Below are 17,648 nucleotides of genomic sequence, written 5' to 3' on the forward strand. Positions count from 1 at the left end.
GCGGTGGCGCCGATTTAACTCAGCGCTTCACGCTCCATGTCCTCACGCGAGGCGTGGCGGACGTCGGTTCCCTTGACGATGTAGATGATGAATTCGGCGATGTTCTTGGCGTGATCGCCAATACGCTCGATTGCCTTGGCGATGAAGAGGAAGTCGAGCGCGACCGAGATCGTACGCGGGTCTTCCATCATGTAGGTGATGAGCTTGCGCACAAAGGCGCGGAATTCTTCATCAATGGCCTTGTCTTCCTTGACGATCCGGGCCGCGGCCACGGTGTCCAGGCGCGCAAAGGCGTCCAGAGCCTGGCGCAGCAGCGCGATGGCCATATCGCCCGAGAGCTTCACCTCGGAATAGTTGATCTGGTGAGCACCCGAATCTTCCATGATGTGCTTGGTGCGCTTGGCGATCTTCTCCGCCTCGTCACCGGCGCGCTCCAGATTGGTGATGGTCTTGGAAATCGCCATCACCAGGCGCAGGTCGCGCGCGGTCGGTTGCCGGCGCGCGATGATATTGCCGCAATCGGCATCGATCTCGAGCTCGAGCGCGTTGAGCTGCTGCTCGCGCGCGATCACCTGGTCGGCGAGATCGGCATCGAACTCCGATAGCGCCCGCATGGCGATTTCGATCTGCGACTCGACCAGACCGCCCATCTGCAGCAGCTTCGTGCTGATGGCGTTCAGGTCGGCGTCGAATTGGGTCGACAGATGCTTGTCAGACATGTTGTTCTCCTAGCCGCTCTATTTGCATGCTATGCGTTACGTGCACAACGCTCAAATCAGCCGAAACGGCCGGTGATGTAGTCTTCGGTTTCCTTGCGATGCGGCTTGATGAAGATTTTCTCGGTCTCGCCGAATTCGATCAGTTCACCCAGATACATATATGCGGTGTAGTCCGAGCAGCGCGCGGCCTGCTGCATATTGTGCGTCACGATCACCACCGTATACTCATCCTTCAGCTCCGCAATCAGTTCTTCGATGCGCCCGGTCGAAATCGGGTCGAGCGCGGAGCACGGCTCGTCAAGCAAGAGCACTTCGGGGCGGATGGCGATGCCTCGTGCGATGCACAGGCGCTGTTGCTGCCCGCCCGACAGACCATAGCCCGACTGGTTGAGCTTGTCCTTGGCCTCGTTCCACAACGCAGCCTTGGACAGTGCCCACTCAACGCGGTCGTCCATCTCGGAGCGAGACAGCTTCTCGAACAAGCGCACCCCGAAGGCAATATTGTCATAGATCGACATGGGGAACGGCGTGGGCTTCTGGAACACCATGCCAACCTTGGCGCGCAGCAGGGCGATGTCCTGCTTGGCGGTCAGCAGGTTCTCGCCATCCATGTTGATCTCGCCCTCGGCACGCTGCTCCGGATAAAGCGCGTACATCTTGTTGAAGGTACGCAACAGGGTCGACTTGCCGCAGCCGGACGGGCCGATGAAGGCCGTCACTTTGCGCTCCGGGATCGACATGTTGACGTTCTTCAACGCATGGAACTGGCCATAGTAGAAGTTCAGGTTGCGCACGTCGATCTTGGCGCGGGTCGTGTCGGGAATGTCGATGACGGTCGAGGTCATGCTCGTCTCTCGCAAGGAATTTCGGGAATGCCGTGTGGCTATCACGCCGCTGGTCATTTCTTGAACAGAATGCGGGCCAGGATGTTCAGCGCCAGCACCCCAACGGTAATCAGGAACACGCCGGCCCAGGCCAGTTGCTGCCATTCGACAAACGGGCTCATGGCGAAGCGGAAGATGGTCACCGGGAGGTTCGCCATCGGCTTGTTCAGGTCGCTGGTCCAGAACTGGTTGGACAAGGCCGTGAAGAGCAGCGGCGCGGTCTCGCCGGCGATGCGGGCCACCGCCAGCAGCACGCCGGTAACGATGCCCGCATAAGACGACTTCACCGTGATGGACAGCACCATCTTCCACTTGGGCGTGCCCAGGGCGAAGGCCGCCTCACGCAGTGCGTTCGGGACGAGGTTCAGCATGTTCTCCGTGGTACGCACCACGATCGGGATCTGCAGCAGCGCCAGCGCGCAGATGCCGGCCCAGGCGGAGAAATGGCCCATGCGGGTCACCACCAGCGCGTAGACGAACAGGCCAATCACGATCGATGGCGCCGACAGCAGGATGTCGTTGATGAAGCGGATGAAGCTGGCCAGCGGCGAAGTCTTGCCGTATTCCGCCAGGTAAATGCCAGCCAGGATGCCTAGCGGCGTGCCGCACAGCGTGGCCAGCCCGACCATCACGAAGCTGCCGTAGATGGCATTGGCCAAGCCGCCGCCGGCGGTGTTCGGCGCCGGCGTCATCTGCGTGAACAGGTCCATCGACAGCCCGCCCACCCCCAGCGAGATGGTGGTCCACAGGATCCAGGCCAGCCAGAACAGGCCAAACCCCATGGCGCCCAGCGACGCGGTCAGCGCATAGAAATTGGTGCGACGGCGGCGCGCCTGCAGGCGCTTGCGCATCGAGTCCGCATCCGGACTGACTGCCGGAATCGAGGAGGAGGAAGACATTGCTGCTTGGCTCATTTTGCGCCCTCGTTCTTGGCCAGGCGCAGCAGAAGGATCTTCGACAGCGCCAGGACCACGAAAGTGATGAAGAACAGGATCAGGCCGAGTTCCATCAGCGCAGCGGTGTGCAGCCCCGCGCCGGCTTCGGCGAACTCATTGGCCAGCGCCGAGGTAATGCTGTTGCCCGGCGAAAACAGCGAGGCGCTGTCCAGCAGGTTGGTATTGCCGATGACGAAGGTGACCGCCATGGTCTCGCCCAGCGCGCGGCCCAGGCCCAGCATCACGCCGCCGATCACGCCGGCACGGGTGTAGGGCAGCACCACGCGCCACATCACTTCCCACGTCGTGCAACCGATGCCGTAAGCCGATTCCTTGAGCAGCACCGGCGTGACTTCGAACACGTCGCGCATCACCGAGGCAATGTAGGGAATGATCATGATCGCCAGGATCACCCCGGCGCACAACAGGCCAATGCCCAGCGGCGCGCCCTGGAACAGCTTGCCGATCAGCGGCACCTGGCCCACCGTGGCGGCCAGTGGCCTCTGGAAGTACTCGCCGAAAATGGGCGAGAAGACCAGCAGGCCCCACATGCCGTAGACAATCGAGGGCACCGCCGCCAGCAGCTCGATGGCCGTGCCGAGCGGACGGCGCAGCCACGCCGGCGACAGTTCGGTCAGGAACAGCGCGATGCCGAAGCTGATGGGCACCGCGATGATCAGGGCGATGAGCGAGGTCACGATGGTGCCGTAGATGGGTACCAGGGCGCCGTAGACATCGGCGGGTGGATCCCACTCGGCGGTCCACAGGAAGCGCAGGCCGAAGGCCTCGATGGTGGGCCACGCGCTGATCGCGAGCGATACGATGATGCCGCCCAGCAGCAGCAAGGTCACGATGGCGGCGCCGCGCGTCAGGCCACCAAACAAGATGTCACCGGTACGGCTGGGTGGCCGCACAGCGGATAGATCGGATGTAGTCGCCATGATGTGGTTCTTGAGTTCGGTTAAGGGCAGGTCGCCGGCTGCTCCGCCCGCTCAGGCTCTTGAGCCGGCGCATTGCGCCGCGGGTGCCGGGATGTTTGCCATACGTTCTGCGTTGCTGTTTCTGCTGTGATGCTGTGATGCTGCTCTGCTGCTGCGTAGTGTTTTGTTGCCTGCCCGGCGCCTTTTGGGCGCCAGGCAGGCGAAGCTGCAATCCCGGCCTGCACATGCGGCCGGGTTCGCAGCCGGCCGATCAGTTGTACAGTGCCTTGCCCGAACCATCCTTCACCGAGCTCTTCCAGGTCGCGCGGATCTGGTTCACCACGGCGTCCGGCAGCGGCACGTAGTCGAGATCGCTGGCCATGTTGCCACCGCTCTTGTACGCCCAGTCGAAGAACTTCAGCACTTCCGTGCCCTGTGCCGCCTTTTCCTGGTTCTTGTGGACCAGGATGAAGGTGGCGCCGGCGATCGGCCATGCCGCCTTGCCAGCCTGGTTGGTCAGGATCTGGTAGTACGTCTTGCTCCAGTCGGCACCGGCAGCAGCTGCCTTGAAGGCATCGTCGCCCGGCTGGACCACGGCACCCGAAGCGTTCTTCATGTTCAGGTGGGTCATCTTGTTCTGCTTGGCGTAGGCGTACTCGACGTAGCCGATGGCGCCGTTCAGGCGCTGCACGAAAGCAGCGACGCCTTCGTTACCCTTGCCACCCGTGCCGCCGCCCGGCCAGTTGACCGTGGTGCCCTCGCCAACCGAGCTCTTCCACTCGGGGCTGACCTTGGTCAGGTAATTGGTGAAGATGAAGGTCGTGCCCGAACCATCGGCGCGGCGCACCGGCAGGATGTCCTGGTTCGGCAGCTTGGCGTGCGGGTTCAGCGCCTTGATGGCGGGATCGTCCCACTTCTTGATCTTGCCCAGGTAGATGTTGGCCAGCACTTCGCCGGTGATGGTCAGTTCGCCCGGCTTGATACCTTGCAGGTTGATCACCGGCACCACGCCGCCGATCACCGTGGGAAACTGCACCAGGCCTTGCTTGGCGAGTTCCTCGTCCTTCAGGGGAGCGTCGGAAGCGCCGAAATCGACGGTCTTGGCGCCAATCTGCTTGATACCACCGGACGAGCCGATGGATTGATAGTTGACCTTGTTACCCGTTGCCTTTTGGTATGCGTCGGCCCACTTGGAATAGACGGGCGCCGGGAAGGATGCGCCAGCACCGGTAATTTCCGCCGCGAACGCAGTGCCCGCCACCACCAACGACACGATGCCTGCAACGGCAGTCTTGACCAGCTTCATATGTCCTCCAGAGACATGGTTGGGGAATGACAATTTTTTGACAAGTCGAACTGTATGCCCCCTGTATGACAATTCCATGACATCACGAGATCTTCTTGCTGGCGGCTGGAAAGTTAGCCTCGACTCACATAAAACAGCTGCCACTCATCCCCCTTCCGCTCTCGCTTCTGGCCTTCAACTCCGCCGGTTAATTGCTGATTGGAACAAAAAAAATGCCGGGCAATGCCCGGCATTCCTGCACGCGTCGAATCAATCGATGCTCAGGCCCGCAACGCGTCCGCCAGCGTCTGCGCCGCCTGCTCCGCGGTATCGGCCTGCTCGGCCTCGACCATCACGCGCACAACCGGCTCCGTCCCCGATGCACGGATCAGGACACGGCCGCGGCCTTCCAGTTGCGGCTCGATCACAGCACGCGCCGCGCTCAGTCCGGCGTGCGACTGCCAGTCGAAGCCTTTTTCGACCCGCACGTTGATCAGCGTCTGCGGGAACAGCGACACACCTTCCAGCAACTGGGCCAGGCTCTTGCCGCTACGGCGCAACGCCGCCAGGACCTGCAAGGCAGACACGATGCCATCGCCGGTGGTATGCCGGTCGAGGCAGAGCAGATGGCCCGAGCCCTCGCCGCCCAGCGTCCACTTGCGCTTGTTCAGTTCCTCCAGCACATAGCGGTCGCCCACCTTGGCGCGCACGAACTCCACGCCTTGGCGCTTTAGCGCCAGCTCGACCGCCATATTGGTCATCAACGTGCCCACCGCACCCTGCACGGCCTGCCCCGCATGGAGACGGTCCTGCACGATCAGGTAAAGCAGTTCGTCACCGTTGAACAGACGGCCGTCGCGGTCCACCACCTGCAGGCGGTCGGCATCGCCATCGAAGGCCAGGCCCAGGTCCGCGCCATTGGCCTTGACAGCCTCGATCAGCTTCTCAGGCGCGGTGGCGCCATAGCCCGCATTGATATTGCGTCCGTCTGGCTGGTTGCCGATCGAGATCACATCGGCGCCCAGTTCGTGGAAAACGTGGGGGGCAATGTGATAAGCGGCCCCATGGGCGCAATCCACCACCAGCTTGAGCTTGTGCAGGTCCTGCTCGTAGGGGAACGTGCTCTTGCAGAACTCGATGTACCTGCCGGCAGCATCCTCGATGCGGCGTGCACGGCCGAGATCGTCCGAGCGCACGCACACCATCGGCTCTTCCAGTGCCTCCTCGATTGCCATTTCCACCGCGTCGGGCAGCTTGTCGCCGTCTGCCGAGAAGAACTTGATGCCGTTGTCGTAGTAGGGATTATGGCTGGCAGAGATCACCACGCCCGCCGACAGGCGAAGGGCGCGCGTGAGATACGCCACGCCCGGCGTCGGCAGCGGCCCGGTCAGCAGCACGTTGACGCCAGCCGAGGTAAAGCCGGCCTCCAGCGCGGCCTCCAGCATATAGCCGGAGATACGCGTGTCCTTGCCAATCAGCACGGTCGGACGCGCCTGGTCTTGCTGCTTCGCGCCATGGGCGAGCACCATGCCCGCCGCATAGCCCAGGCGCATCACGAAGTCGGGCGTGATCGGCGCCTCGCCTACCCTGCCGCGCACCCCATCCGTGCCGAAGTACTTGCGTGTCATAAGGTCTTTCTCCCGTTGTTCTGTCTTGCGATGCCGAATGCTAAGGGCTAAATGCGCAATGCTGGATGCCAATAATCAAAACAAATGTTAACTGGCAATGGTTTCATGACGGATGGCCCACCAGATCTTGAGGGCATCCACGGTTTGCGCTACATCATGCACGCGCACGATATACGCACCCCGCTCCGCCGCGCACACCGCCGCGGCCAGGCTGGCTGCGACGCGTTCCTGCGGTGGGCGGCCGCCCAGAATCGTGCCGAGCGTCGACTTCCGTGACAACCCCACCAGTAGGGGCAATCCTTCCACGGCGAGTTGGGGCAACTGGCCCAGCAGGCGCAGATTATGATCCGGCGTCTTGCCGAAGCCAAAACCCGGATCGAGCGTGATGCGGGTATCGTCGATGCCCGCATCACGCAGCACGCCGATGCGCTCCCGCAGGAAGTCGGCCACGTCGCGTACCACGTCCTTGTACTGTGGGTGCTCCTGCATGGTTTGCGGATCGCGTTGCATGTGCATCACGCACAACGCGGCCTGCCCGGCATCCGCCCCGCTCACCGCCTCGACCGCGCCGGGCATGCGGAAGCCCCAGATGTCATTGATCAGGTCGGCGCCGGCGGCCAGCGCGGCGCGCATGACTTCCGGCTTGTAGGTATCGATCGACAAGGCCCGGCCACAGTCGCGCAGCGCCTCGACCATCGGCAACACGCGCTCCAGTTCCTGCTCCAGCGGCAGCGCCGCCGATCCTGGCCGGCTCGACTCGCCGCCAATATCGATGATGTCCACGCCTTCGGCAATCATGCGTTCGGCATGCCGCAAGGCGGCATCGCGGCCGGCATGCTGGCCGCCATCGGAAAAGGAATCCGGGGTGACGTTGAGAATACCCATCACCAGGGGTCGGCGGTCACGCGCGAATCGGTAGCGGCCGCATTGGAAATACGAATCAGTTGAGATCGACGACAAGATATGAGAGCGAGAGACGATAAAGGAAACCTGGCTGAGCAATATGCGGCGCCAGCAAAGCAAAAGCCGGCGCACAAGGCGCCGGCTTCAGGCTTGGTGAACAAACGCTACAGCCACCACTACGGCACCAGGGCTACTGGTCCGCCGACGTCGTTGCCGCGCCGGCTATGCCGCTCAGGCCGTGGCGGGTGCGTTGGCGGGGGCCACCGGCGAACCGCCCGACGGGGTGTTGCCACCACCGTTCTGGCTGGAGGCACCACGCGGCGGCCGCGGCGGCTTGCCTGCCATGATGTCGTTGACCTGGTCCGCGTCGATGGTTTCCCACTCCATCAGGGCCGCGGTCATTGCCTCGACCTTGTCGCGGTTTTCCTCGAGCAGTCGCTTGGCCAGGCCGTACTGTTCGTCGACGATGCGGCGGATTTCCGCGTCGACCTTGACCTGGGTGGCTTCCGACACCGTCTTGGACGACATCTTGCCGAACATGCCATCCTGCTCGGTATCCACATACACCATGGTACCCAGCGTATCGCTCATGCCGAAGCGGGTGACCATGTCGCGGGCCGTCTTGGTGGCGCGCTCGAAGTCGTTGGAAGCACCGGTGCTCATGGCGTTGAGGAAGACCTCTTCCGCCGCGCGGCCGCCAAACAGGATGGCGATCTCGTCGAGCATGTTGTCCTTGTACTTCGAGTACTTGTCGTGCTCAGGCAATTGCCAGGTCACGCCCAGCGCCCAGCCGCGCGGCATGATGGTGACCTTGTGCACCGGATCCGCCTTCGGCAGCAGCTTTGCCACCACCGCATGGCCGGACTCGTGGTACGCGGTAGCACGGCGTTCCTCTTCACGCATGACCGTGGACTTGCGCTCCGGACCCATGTAGATCTTGTCCTTGGCGTCCTCGAAGTCCTGCATGTCGACCACGCGCTTGCTGCGGCGGGCGGCGAACAGTGCGGCTTCATTGACCAGGTTGGCCAGATCGGCGCCCGAGAAGCCCGGGGTACCGCGTGCGATTACCGAGGCGTCGACGTCGTTGCCAATCGGCACCTTGCGCATATGGACCTTCAGGATCTGCTCGCGGCCGCGGATGTCGGGCAGGCCGACGTACACCTGGCGGTCGAAACGGCCCGGGCGCAGCAGCGCCTTGTCCAGCACGTCCGAACGGTTGGTGGCGGCGATCACGATCACACCCGAGTTGGCCTCGAAGCCGTCCATCTCGACCAGCATCTGGTTCAGGGTCTGCTCGCGCTCGTCGTTGCCGCCGCCCATGCCGGCACCGCGGTGACGGCCGACCGCATCGATTTCGTCAATGAAGACGATGCAGGGCGCCTGCTTCTTGGCGTTCTCGAACATGTCGCGCACACGGGCCGCGCCCACGCCGACGAACATTTCAACGAAGTCCGAACCGGAGATGCTGAAGAACGGCACCTTGGCTTCGCCGGCGATCGCGCGCGCCAGCAGCGTCTTGCCGGTGCCCGGAGGGCCGACCAGCAGCACGCCGCGCGGGATACGGCCGCCCAGCTTCTGGAATTTCTGCGGATCCTTGAGGAAGTCCACCAGCTCGACCACTTCTTCCTTGGATTCATCGCAACCGGCGACGTCCTGGAAGGTGACCGCGTTCTGGTTTTCATCGATCAGGCGTGCGCGCGACTTGCCGAAGGAAAAGGCGCCGCCTTTGCCGCCGCCCTGCATCTGCCGCATCATGTAGAACCAGAACACGATGATCAGCAGGGTGGGCCCGAGGTAGTACAGGGCCTGCACCAGCATGTTGGGTTCGTCGTCAGCCTTGCCGGTCACCTGAACGCCGTACTTCATCAGGTCGCCGACCATCCAGATGTCGCCCGGCGAGATGATGGTGTACTTCTGCCCTTCCTTGGGCGTCACCACCAGATTACGGCCTTGCACGTCGACCCGGCCCACCTTGCCGGCCTTGGCATCATCCATGAACTGCGAATAGGTGACGCCTTCCTGCGCGCGGGGCTTGTCGAACTGCTTGAAGACGGTAAACAACACCAGCGCGATCACGAGCCAGATTGCCGCCTTTTGAAACAGGTTGTTATTCAAGGCCAAACTCCTTTACGAACGCCTTGCCAACGGGATAGCTGCATTGTAATGCAGCGCCCGGTGTCGGGGGAAAAAGCAAATTGATCGAAGCGATAGGCTCGCTTCACCCCGCCGACTTGAGGTAACGCCCAAGAATGAAGGTCTCTGAAGACTTGTCGCGCGACGCCTTGGGCTTGCGTTTGGCGACCACCTTGAACTGGCGCTTGAACTTCTCCACGATCTGGCTGTAACCGCTGCCATGGAAACACTTTACCAGCAATGAGCCCTCCGGCTTCAGATGCGCCTGGGCAAATTCCAGCGCCAGGTCGCACAAGTAATCGATACGGGCGGCATCGGCAAAGGCTACACCTGACAAATTGGGGGCCATGTCCGACAATACAAGGTCGATCTTTGCACCGCCGGACGCCTGCAGCACGATTTCCTCCAGCTGCCGGAAAACATCCTCCTCGCGGAAGTCACCCTGGATGAATGTGACGTCGGCGACCGCCTCCATGGGCAGCAGGTCGATGGCGATCACCGCGCCGTCGATGCCGCCGTCCTTGGCGCGCGGCGAAGCCGCCAGCTTGTTGCGGGCGTACTGGCTCCAGCTGCCGGGGGCAGCGCCCAGGTCGACAATGACCTGGCCGGGACGAATCAGCTTGTCCTGCTCGTCGATCTCCTTCAGCTTATACGCTGCGCGGGCCCGATAGCCTTCGCGCTGCGCCATTTTGACGTAGGGGTCGTTGATATGGTCGTGCAACCACGCCTGATTGAATTTGTTCTTGGCCATTCCGGAGACATCTGTTTGAGAAAAACGCCGCCGACCCGCGGTCGACCGTGCGTTTTTCACTCGTTTTGCTGATTTTGCAGCCTGACCGTGCCAGTTTGACGGATAATACGCGCCGATTCGCTTTTTCGGCACTTCAGTGCCTTGGTTTGCGCACCACTTGCGCGCCCATTTGCGCCCTCGCCTGCGCTTTACTTATGCCCGCTCTTCAACTCATTCCCGCCCAGCGCTCCGAACTTCGCTCACGTGCCCATGGCCTCAACCCGGTCGTGATGATCGGCGGCGAGGGCCTGACCCGGCCCGTCCTGGCCGAAATCGACCGCAGCCTGGCGTCTCACGACCTGATCAAGATCCGCGTGTTCGGCGACGACCGCGAAAGCCGTATCGCCATGTACGAAGCCATTTGCGAGGATCTCAGCGCCGCGCCGATCCAGCATATCGGCAAGCTGCTGGTGGTATGGCGCCCGGGTCCGGCCGTCCTGAAGGAAAATCGTCCGCAGGAACTGGGCCGCCTGGCCCCGCGTGGCGGCGCCGCGCCGCGCACCGTGACCGTCAGGAAGCCGAGCGCCGCGCCCAATCGCCGCCCGAAGCGCTCGCAAGTGACGGTACTGGGCAACGAGCGCGTCACCGCTGGCGGCAACGTCAAGCGTGCACGTGCCCGTCCAACCAGCCAGAAGAAGAAAGCGCTCGACTGAGCGACTGGCCGGCGCCTCCTGACGCGCGCCGGCTTGATATCGGCGGCCCCCACGCGGGGGTCCGCCACACGCCTTGCCGGCTTGCCCTACTCGCCCGCCGAACGCGGCGCCGCCGCGCGCCACACCAGGACCAGCGCAAGCAGGCTGTGCGCCAGGTAGAACACGCTGGACACACCATGCAGCATGCCGAACTGCCCCTTATAGGGGGATTCGGACACGCCCACGCCCAGCGCCGTCGCCTTGTCCTTCAGGTTCTCCATGAAGGGCTGGATGCCGAAGTATCCCACCAGCACGCAAAGCAGCATGCCCAGCACCAGCCAGCGCAGCCCCCGGTAGCGCCTCGCGCCACGGCGGATCATGAGGTTGCATAGCGCCAGTTGCAGCACGCCGACCACCACGCCAAGGATTGCCTCGGTCCGGAACAGCTGCCCGGCGATCAGCCCGGCGGTCTCCCGGCTGGGCAGCACCGAAAACAGCGTCGGGGCCACCATGTAGCCCACGGTCCACAGGCTGCCGGCCCAGACTACGGTCAGCAGGAGAAAGATCCGATGCGGCAGCGGCGGCAGGCTCGAGTAGGAGGAGGAGAACACGCAGCCTCGTTCAGACGTAGCGAACCGTGATGACTTCGTACTCGCGCTCGCCGCCAGGGGCCAGCACGATAGCCACATCGCCCTCGAACTTGCCGATCAGCGCACGCGCGATAGGCGAGCTGACCGAGATCTTGCCGCTGTCGAGATCGGCCTCGTCGTCACCGACGATCTGGTAGCTCACGGGCTTGCCCGACTCCAGGTCTTCCAGGTCCACGGTGGCGCCAAACACGATGCGGCCATCGGTATCGAGCTGGGTCGGGTCGATGACCTGCGCGGTCGACAGCTTGGACTCCACCTCCAGAATGCGGCCTTCGATAAAGGCCTGCTTTTCCTTGGCGGCGTCGTATTCCGCGTTTTCGGACAGGTCACCCTGCGCGCGCGCTTCGGAAATGGCATTGATCACCGCGGGACGTTCGACGGCCTTCAGGCGCTGCAGTTCCTCTTTCAGCAGCTCGGCGCCGCGCTTTGTAATCGGAATCGTGCTCATGTCTTCGTTCTGCAAAAAAATGAGCCGCAGCGGAGCTGGAGCCATGCACCGGCATCGTTGCCCGGGGCACTTCCGCTCAACCGCGGCCTTTCAGGTTGTCAGGTTGGATCGACCCATTGCCCGGACGCTTGCCCGGTCGGCGGATCGACGGTATTGCTGTTAGTTTAGGCCATGAGGGCTGCCCGCAGCAACTGCGGGCAGCCCCGGGGGGCCCAAAGGGGCCGTCAGGCCAGCGAGGCGTGCAGGCCTTGCAGGTCGTAGACCTCCAGGCTCTGCATGTGCTTCAGCCCCTCCACCGCGGCGCGCGCGCCGGCGATGGTGGTGTAGTACGGCACCCGGCTGGCCAGGGCCGAGATACGGATCGAACGCGAGTCGGCGATAGCGGTGCGGGTTTCGTCCACGGTGGTGAACACCAGCGCCAGTTCGCCGTTCTTCAGCATGTCGACGATATGCGGGCGGCCGTCCTTCACCTTGTTGACCACGCGCACCGGGATGCCGGCGGCTTCGATGGCCGAGGCGGTACCGCGGGTGGCGACGATGGGGTAGCCCATATCGTGCAGCATGCGCGCCACGCCCACGGCGTGCGGCTTGTCGCTGTCCTTCACGGTCAGCAGCACCGTGCCCTTCTCCGGCAGGCGCGAACCGGCGGCGAGCTGGCTCTTGAAGAGCGCTTCGCCGAAGGTCTTGCCCACGCCCATCACCTCGCCGGTGGAGCGCATTTCAGGTCCGAGCACCGGGTCGACGCCGGGGAACTTGTTGAACGGGAACACCGCTTCCTTCACGCTGTAGTACGGCGGCACCACTTCGTCATGGATGCCTTGCGAATCCAGCGTCTGGCCGGCCATGCAGCGCGCGGCGATCTTGGCCAGCGACAAGCCGGTGGCCTTGGACACGTACGGCACCGTACGCGAGGCGCGGGGGTTCACTTCCAGCACGTAGACGATATCCTCGCCGTTGACCTGCTGGATGGCGAACTGCACGTTCATCAGGCCGACCACGTTCAGGGCCTTGGCCATGGCGGCGGTCTGGCGCTTGAGCTCGTCCACGGTGGCTTGCGCCAGCGAGTACGGCGGCAGCGAGCAGGCGGAGTCGCCCGAGTGCACGCCGGCTTGCTCGATGTGCTCCATCACGCCGCCGATAAACACGCGCTGGCCGTCGCACAGGGCGTCGACGTCGCACTCGATGGCGTCGTTCAGGAAACGGTCCAGCAGCACCGGGGAGTCATGCGACACCTTGACGGCTTCGCGCATATAGCGTTCGAGGTCGCGCGGCTCGTGCACGATTTCCATCGCGCGGCCGCCCAGTACGTACGACGGACGCACCACCAGCGGGTAGCCGATCTCGGTGGCCAGGCGCAGCGCTTCGTCCTCAGCACGCGCGGTGCGGTTGGGCGGCTGGCGCAGGCCCAGCTCATGCAGCAGCTTCTGGAAACGCTCGCGGTCTTCCGCGGCGTCGATCATGTCGGGGCTGGTGCCGATGATGGGCACGCCGTTGGCTTCCAGGTCCAGCGCCAGCTTCAGCGGGGTCTGGCCGCCGTACTGCACGATCACGCCGACGGGCTTTTCCTTGTCGACGATTTCCAGCACGTCTTCCAGCGTCAGCGGCTCGAAGTAGAGGCGGTCCGAGGTGTCGTAGTCGGTCGACACGGTTTCCGGGTTGCAATTGACCATGATGGTCTCGTACCCGTCCTCGCGCAGCGCCAGCGCGGCATGCACGCAGCAGTAGTCGAACTCGATACCCTGGCCGATCCGGTTCGGACCGCCGCCCAGCACCATGATCTTGCGATTGGCGGTGGGCTCGGCTTCGCACTCGCCATGCTCGGCTTCATACGTGCCGTACATGTAGGCGGTATTGGTGGCGAACTCGGCAGCGCAGGTGTCCACGCGCTTGTACACCGGGCGCACGCCGGCGGCATGGCGCGCGGCGCGCACGGCCTTGGGCTCGGCGCCCATCAGCTTGGCCAGGCGGCGATCCGAGAAGCCCTTCTGCTTCAGGTGGCGCAGCTCGGCGGCCGACAGGCTGTCCAGCTTGCGTGCCTTGACCAGGGTCTCGGTCTTGACGATGTCTTCGATCTGGGCCAGGAACCACGGGTCGATGTCGGTCTCGGCGTGCACTTCTTCCAGCGACATGCCGATACGGAAGGCGTCGCCCACGTACCAGATGCGGTCCGGGCCGGCTTCGCCGATTTCCTCGACGATCTCGTCGCGGTCGGTGGACTTGTCGTCCAGGCCGTCCACGCCGACTTCCAGTCCGCGCAGCGCCTTCTGGAACGATTCCTGGAAGGTACGGCCCATGGCCATCACTTCACCCACCGACTTCATCTGGGTGGTCAGGTGGCTGTCGGCCTGCGGGAACTTCTCGAAGGCAAAACGCGGCACCTTGGTGACCACGTAGTCGATCGACGGCTCGAACGAGGCCGGGGTCGCACCGCCGGTGATTTCGTTCTTCAGCTCGTCCAGCGTGTAGCCCACCGCCAGCTTGGCGGCAACCTTGGCGATCGGGAAGCCGGTGGCCTTGGACGCCAGCGCCGACGAACGCGACACGCGGGGGTTCATCTCGATCACGATCATGCGGCCGTCGGCCGGGTTGATCGAGAACTGCACATTGGAGCCGCCGGTATCGACGCCGATCTCGCGCAGCACCGCCAGCGAGGCGTTACGCAGGATCTGGTATTCCTTGTCGGTCAGGGTCTGGGCCGGCGCCACCGTGATGGAGTCGCCGGTGTGGATGCCCATCGGGTCCAGGTTCTCGATCGAGCAGATGATGATGCAGTTGTCCTTCTTGTCGCGGACCACTTCCATCTCATACTCTTTCCAGCCCAGCAGCGATTCTTCGATCAGCAGTTCGCGGGTCGGCGAGAGATCCAGGCCGCGCTTGCAGATTTCCTCGAATTCCTCGCGGTTGTAGGCGATGCCGCCGCCGGAGCCGCCCAGCGTGAACGACGGGCGGATCACGATGGGGTAGCCGCCGGTCGCGGTTTCCTTGGCGATCTGCGTCTGCACGGCCAGTGCTTCTTCCATCGAGTGGGCGATGCCGGACTTGGCCGAACCCAGGCCGATCTTGGTCATCGCCTCCTTGAACTTCTGGCGGTCCTCGGCCTTGTCGATGGCTTCCGGCGACGCGCCGATCAGCTCGACCTTGTACTTGTCCAGCACGCCATGGCGATGCAGGTCCAGCGCGCAGTTCAGCGCGGTCTGGCCGCCCATGGTCGGCAGGATCGCGTCGGGACGCTCTTTCTCAATGATGCGCTCGACCACTTCCCAGGTAATCGGCTCGATGTAGGTCACATCGGCCGTGTTGGGATCGGTCATGATCGTGGCCGGATTGGAGTTGACCAGGATGACCTTGAAGCCTTCCTCGCGCAGCGCCTTGCAGGCCTGGGCGCCGGAATAGTCGAACTCGCACGCCTGCCCGATGATGATGGGGCCGGCGCCGATGATCAGGATGCTCTTTATGTCTGTGCGCTTTGGCATTGCACGCTCTCATTATTGGCCGGTCCCCACGTTCGCGCGGACCGCACCGGATATCAGGATTCGATTCAGTTCAGGGTGGCCGTCGCCAGCTTGGCGCCGAAGCCGATGAACATGGCGCCCACACCGCTCGCCATGCCCGCCGACAGGCGTCGTCGGCGGCGAAATGCTTCGGCCAGCCTGGCGCCCACGAAGATGATCGCGGTCAGGTAGGCAAAGCTGCACAACTGGCACACCAGCCCCAGCGCGACAAAGGACAGCGCCGGATAGCCGAACTGCGGATCGACGAACTGGATGAAGAAGGAGATGAAGAACAGGATGGCCTTGGGGTTGAGCAGGCTCACCACCAGCGCCTTGCGGAACGGGCTGACGGCACGGTCCACAGGCATCTCGGCCTGTGCCGAGGCCCCGCCATCGCTGCCGCGGCCGGACCAGCCGCGCACGGCACCGCGCAGCATCTGGAAACCGATCCAGCCGAGGTAAGCGGCACCGATGTACTTCACCACGTAGAACAGGCCCGGGCTGGCCTTCAGCAGCGAGGCCACCCCCGCCGCCGACAGCACCATCAGGATGGCGTCGCCCAGGAACACCCCGCAGGCGCCCTTGTAGCCTTCGCGCACGCCACGCTGCGCGGCGACGGAAAGCACATACATCGAGTTCGGGCCCGGCAGCAGCACGATAAAAATCGTGCCGAGCACAAAGGTCCAGAAATCGGTAATGCCCAGCGCGGTATGCATAAAGGCGTTCATGGGATCGTCCTGCGGTCTGCCTGTCTACTAATCTTCTCGTCTTGTCTTCTTCGCTGCGCGCTTACTGGCGTGCGTCCGCCATCATCTTGGTGAAGCGGTCGAACAGGTAAGCCACGTCGTGCGGGCCCGGCGAGGCTTCCGGATGGCCCTGGAAGCAGAAGGCGGGCTTGTCGGTCAGCGCGAAACCTTGCAGCGAACCGTCGAACAGCGACACGTGGGTGGTGCGCACGTTGGCAGGCAGGGTATCGGCGTCCACCGCAAAACCGTGGTTCTGCGAGGTGATCACCACACGGCCGTCCTCCACGTCCTTCACCGGATGGTTCGCGCCATGATGGCCGAACTTCATCTTCAGCGTCTTGGCGCCAACTGCCAGCGCCATGATCTGGTGCCCCAGGCAAATGCCGAATGTGGGAATGCCGCGTTCGATGAACTCGCGGGTAGCGCGGATCGCGTAGTCGCAAGGCTCGGGGTCGCCGGGCCCGTTCGACAGGAAGATGCCATCCGGGTTGAGCGCCAGTGCGTCGGCGGCGCTGGCTTGCGCCGGCAGCACGGTCACCTTGCAGCCGCGTTCCGCCAGCATGCGCAGGATATTGAACTTGACGCCATAGTCAAAAGCCACCACGTGGAAACGCGGCGACTCCAGCTTGCCGTAGCCGGTGCCCAGCGCCCATTCGGTCTGGTTCCACTCGTACGGCTCCTTGACCGAAACCACCTTGGCCAGGTCCATGCCGGCCAGGCCGGGGAAGGAGCGCGCCAGGTCGATGGCCTTCTGCACATTGTCCTCGCCAGCCAGGATGCAGCCGTTCTGGGCACCCTTCTCGCGCAGGATACGGGTCAGCTTGCGGGTATCGATGCCGGCGATCGCCACCACCTTTTCCTGCTTCAGGTAATGGCCGAGGGAATGTTCCTTGCGGAAGTTGGAGGCCAGAAGCGGCAGATCCTTGATGATCAGGCCGGCGGCATGGACTTTCGTGGCTTCGACATCCTCAGTATTGACCCCGACATTGCCGATATGCGGATACGTCAGCGTGACGATCTGCCGGGAATAGCTGGGGTCGGTGAGGATTTCCTGGTAACCGGTCAGAGCGGTGTTGAACACCACTTCGCCGATGGTATGGCCGGAAGCGCCAATGGAATAGCCACGAAAGACCGTGCCGTCTGCAAGCGCGAGAATGGCGGACGGAAAAGACGGTAACACGGGTAGGCTCCTGCTGGATTCACCCCGTGACCGACCTGCTCAACGCCTCTTGCCCCGTTGTCCGGCGGGGCGACAGGCAGCGTGATGGACGCGATGCTTGTCGCCGGGGCCGTTCGCCTGGTGCTCGATACGCCACACAAATTAATGCGGCGGAGCCAAGGCGAAATGGGGGCGGCGGAAGGTGGAATTCGGTAGGCGCTAGGGTGAGGGGTTCTGAAAGCGAAACTTTTGGATTATACCCCGCGCCACCCATTTTCTCAAGTTATCAAGGACTTGCGGACGCAGCAGGGCCGCTGCGCGCGCC

At 63.5% G+C, this 17,648-nt stretch carries 15 protein-coding genes; 1 reads left to right on the forward strand and 14 read right to left on the reverse strand.

All coding sequences use genetic code 11. From position 1 onward, the window contains the following. Positions 1-14: 14 nt before the first annotated feature. From phoU to CF70_RS03725, 9 genes are all read right to left on the reverse strand, one after another. On the reverse strand, positions 15-719 hold the full coding sequence (gene phoU, locus CF70_RS03685; RefSeq protein WP_035860529.1) for a phosphate signaling complex protein PhoU: 705 nt from the start codon (positions 717-719) through the stop codon (positions 15-17). A 56-nt stretch (positions 720-775) separates the two neighbouring features. Continuing rightward, the gene (gene pstB, locus CF70_RS03690) at positions 776-1,564 is read right to left on the reverse strand and encodes a phosphate ABC transporter ATP-binding protein PstB (RefSeq protein WP_035860531.1); all 789 of its coding nucleotides are present in this window, start codon (positions 1,562-1,564) and stop codon (positions 776-778) included. A 53-nt stretch (positions 1,565-1,617) separates the two neighbouring features. Next, positions 1,618-2,517 carry a phosphate ABC transporter permease PstA gene (pstA, locus tag CF70_RS03695; RefSeq protein ID WP_035860534.1) on the reverse strand — a complete coding sequence of 300 codons (900 nt, stop codon included), beginning with the start codon at positions 2,515-2,517 and terminating at the stop codon, positions 1,618-1,620. Then, complete coding sequence (pstC, locus tag CF70_RS03700) at positions 2,514-3,479, reverse strand: phosphate ABC transporter permease PstC (RefSeq protein ID WP_035860537.1); 966 nt, start codon at positions 3,477-3,479, stop codon at positions 2,514-2,516. The genes pstA and pstC overlap by 4 nt, the downstream gene beginning before the upstream one ends. A 250-nt stretch (positions 3,480-3,729) precedes the next feature. Next, positions 3,730-4,764, reverse strand: a complete 1,035-nt coding sequence (pstS, locus tag CF70_RS03705; RefSeq protein WP_035860539.1) for a phosphate ABC transporter substrate-binding protein PstS — start codon at positions 4,762-4,764, stop codon at positions 3,730-3,732. 260 nt (positions 4,765-5,024) lie between these two features. Next, on the reverse strand, positions 5,025-6,371 hold the full coding sequence (glmM, locus tag CF70_RS03710) for a phosphoglucosamine mutase (RefSeq protein WP_035860542.1): 1,347 nt from the start codon (positions 6,369-6,371) through the stop codon (positions 5,025-5,027). 87 nt (positions 6,372-6,458) lie between these two features. Continuing rightward, entirely contained in the window at positions 6,459-7,256 is a 798-nt protein-coding gene (gene folP / locus CF70_RS03715; protein WP_414629420.1) for a dihydropteroate synthase, read from the reverse strand. A gap of 249 nt (positions 7,257-7,505) precedes the next feature. After that, complete coding sequence (gene ftsH / locus CF70_RS03720; RefSeq protein ID WP_035860543.1) at positions 7,506-9,389, reverse strand: ATP-dependent zinc metalloprotease FtsH; 1,884 nt, start codon at positions 9,387-9,389, stop codon at positions 7,506-7,508. A 103-nt stretch (positions 9,390-9,492) separates the two neighbouring features. After that, entirely contained in the window at positions 9,493-10,158 is a 666-nt protein-coding gene (locus tag CF70_RS03725) for an RlmE family RNA methyltransferase (protein WP_035860545.1), read from the reverse strand. Between the two features lie 194 nt (positions 10,159-10,352). Between CF70_RS03725 and CF70_RS03730 the strand changes: the two genes are divergently transcribed. After that, entirely contained in the window at positions 10,353-10,850 is a 498-nt protein-coding gene (locus tag CF70_RS03730; protein ID WP_035860547.1) for a YhbY family RNA-binding protein, read from the forward strand. 86 nt (positions 10,851-10,936) lie between these two features. On the opposite strand, the gene CF70_RS03735 is transcribed toward CF70_RS03730, so the two are convergent. From CF70_RS03735 to carA, 5 genes are all read right to left on the reverse strand, one after another. After that, positions 10,937-11,440: a DUF4149 domain-containing protein gene (locus CF70_RS03735; RefSeq protein WP_035860548.1), complete on the reverse strand. Its 504-nt coding sequence runs from the start codon at positions 11,438-11,440 to the stop codon at positions 10,937-10,939. A gap of 10 nt (positions 11,441-11,450) precedes the next feature. After that, the gene (gene greA, locus CF70_RS03740; RefSeq protein ID WP_035860659.1) at positions 11,451-11,927 is read right to left on the reverse strand and encodes a transcription elongation factor GreA; all 477 of its coding nucleotides are present in this window, start codon (positions 11,925-11,927) and stop codon (positions 11,451-11,453) included. 224 nt (positions 11,928-12,151) lie between these two features. Then, positions 12,152-15,400, reverse strand: a complete 3,249-nt coding sequence (gene carB, locus CF70_RS03745) for a carbamoyl-phosphate synthase large subunit (RefSeq protein ID WP_035860550.1) — start codon at positions 15,398-15,400, stop codon at positions 12,152-12,154. Positions 15,401-15,465: 65 nt separating this feature from the next. Beyond that, entirely contained in the window at positions 15,466-16,146 is a 681-nt protein-coding gene (leuE, locus tag CF70_RS03750; RefSeq protein ID WP_035860552.1) for a leucine efflux protein LeuE, read from the reverse strand. A gap of 61 nt (positions 16,147-16,207) precedes the next feature. Further along, positions 16,208-17,344: a glutamine-hydrolyzing carbamoyl-phosphate synthase small subunit gene (gene carA, locus CF70_RS03755; protein WP_035860554.1), complete on the reverse strand. Its 1,137-nt coding sequence runs from the start codon at positions 17,342-17,344 to the stop codon at positions 16,208-16,210. Between the last annotated feature and the right edge of the window lie 304 nt (positions 17,345-17,648).

This window comes from Cupriavidus sp. SK-3 (assembly GCF_000611145.1).
Classification (GTDB): domain Bacteria; phylum Pseudomonadota; class Gammaproteobacteria; order Burkholderiales; family Burkholderiaceae; genus Cupriavidus.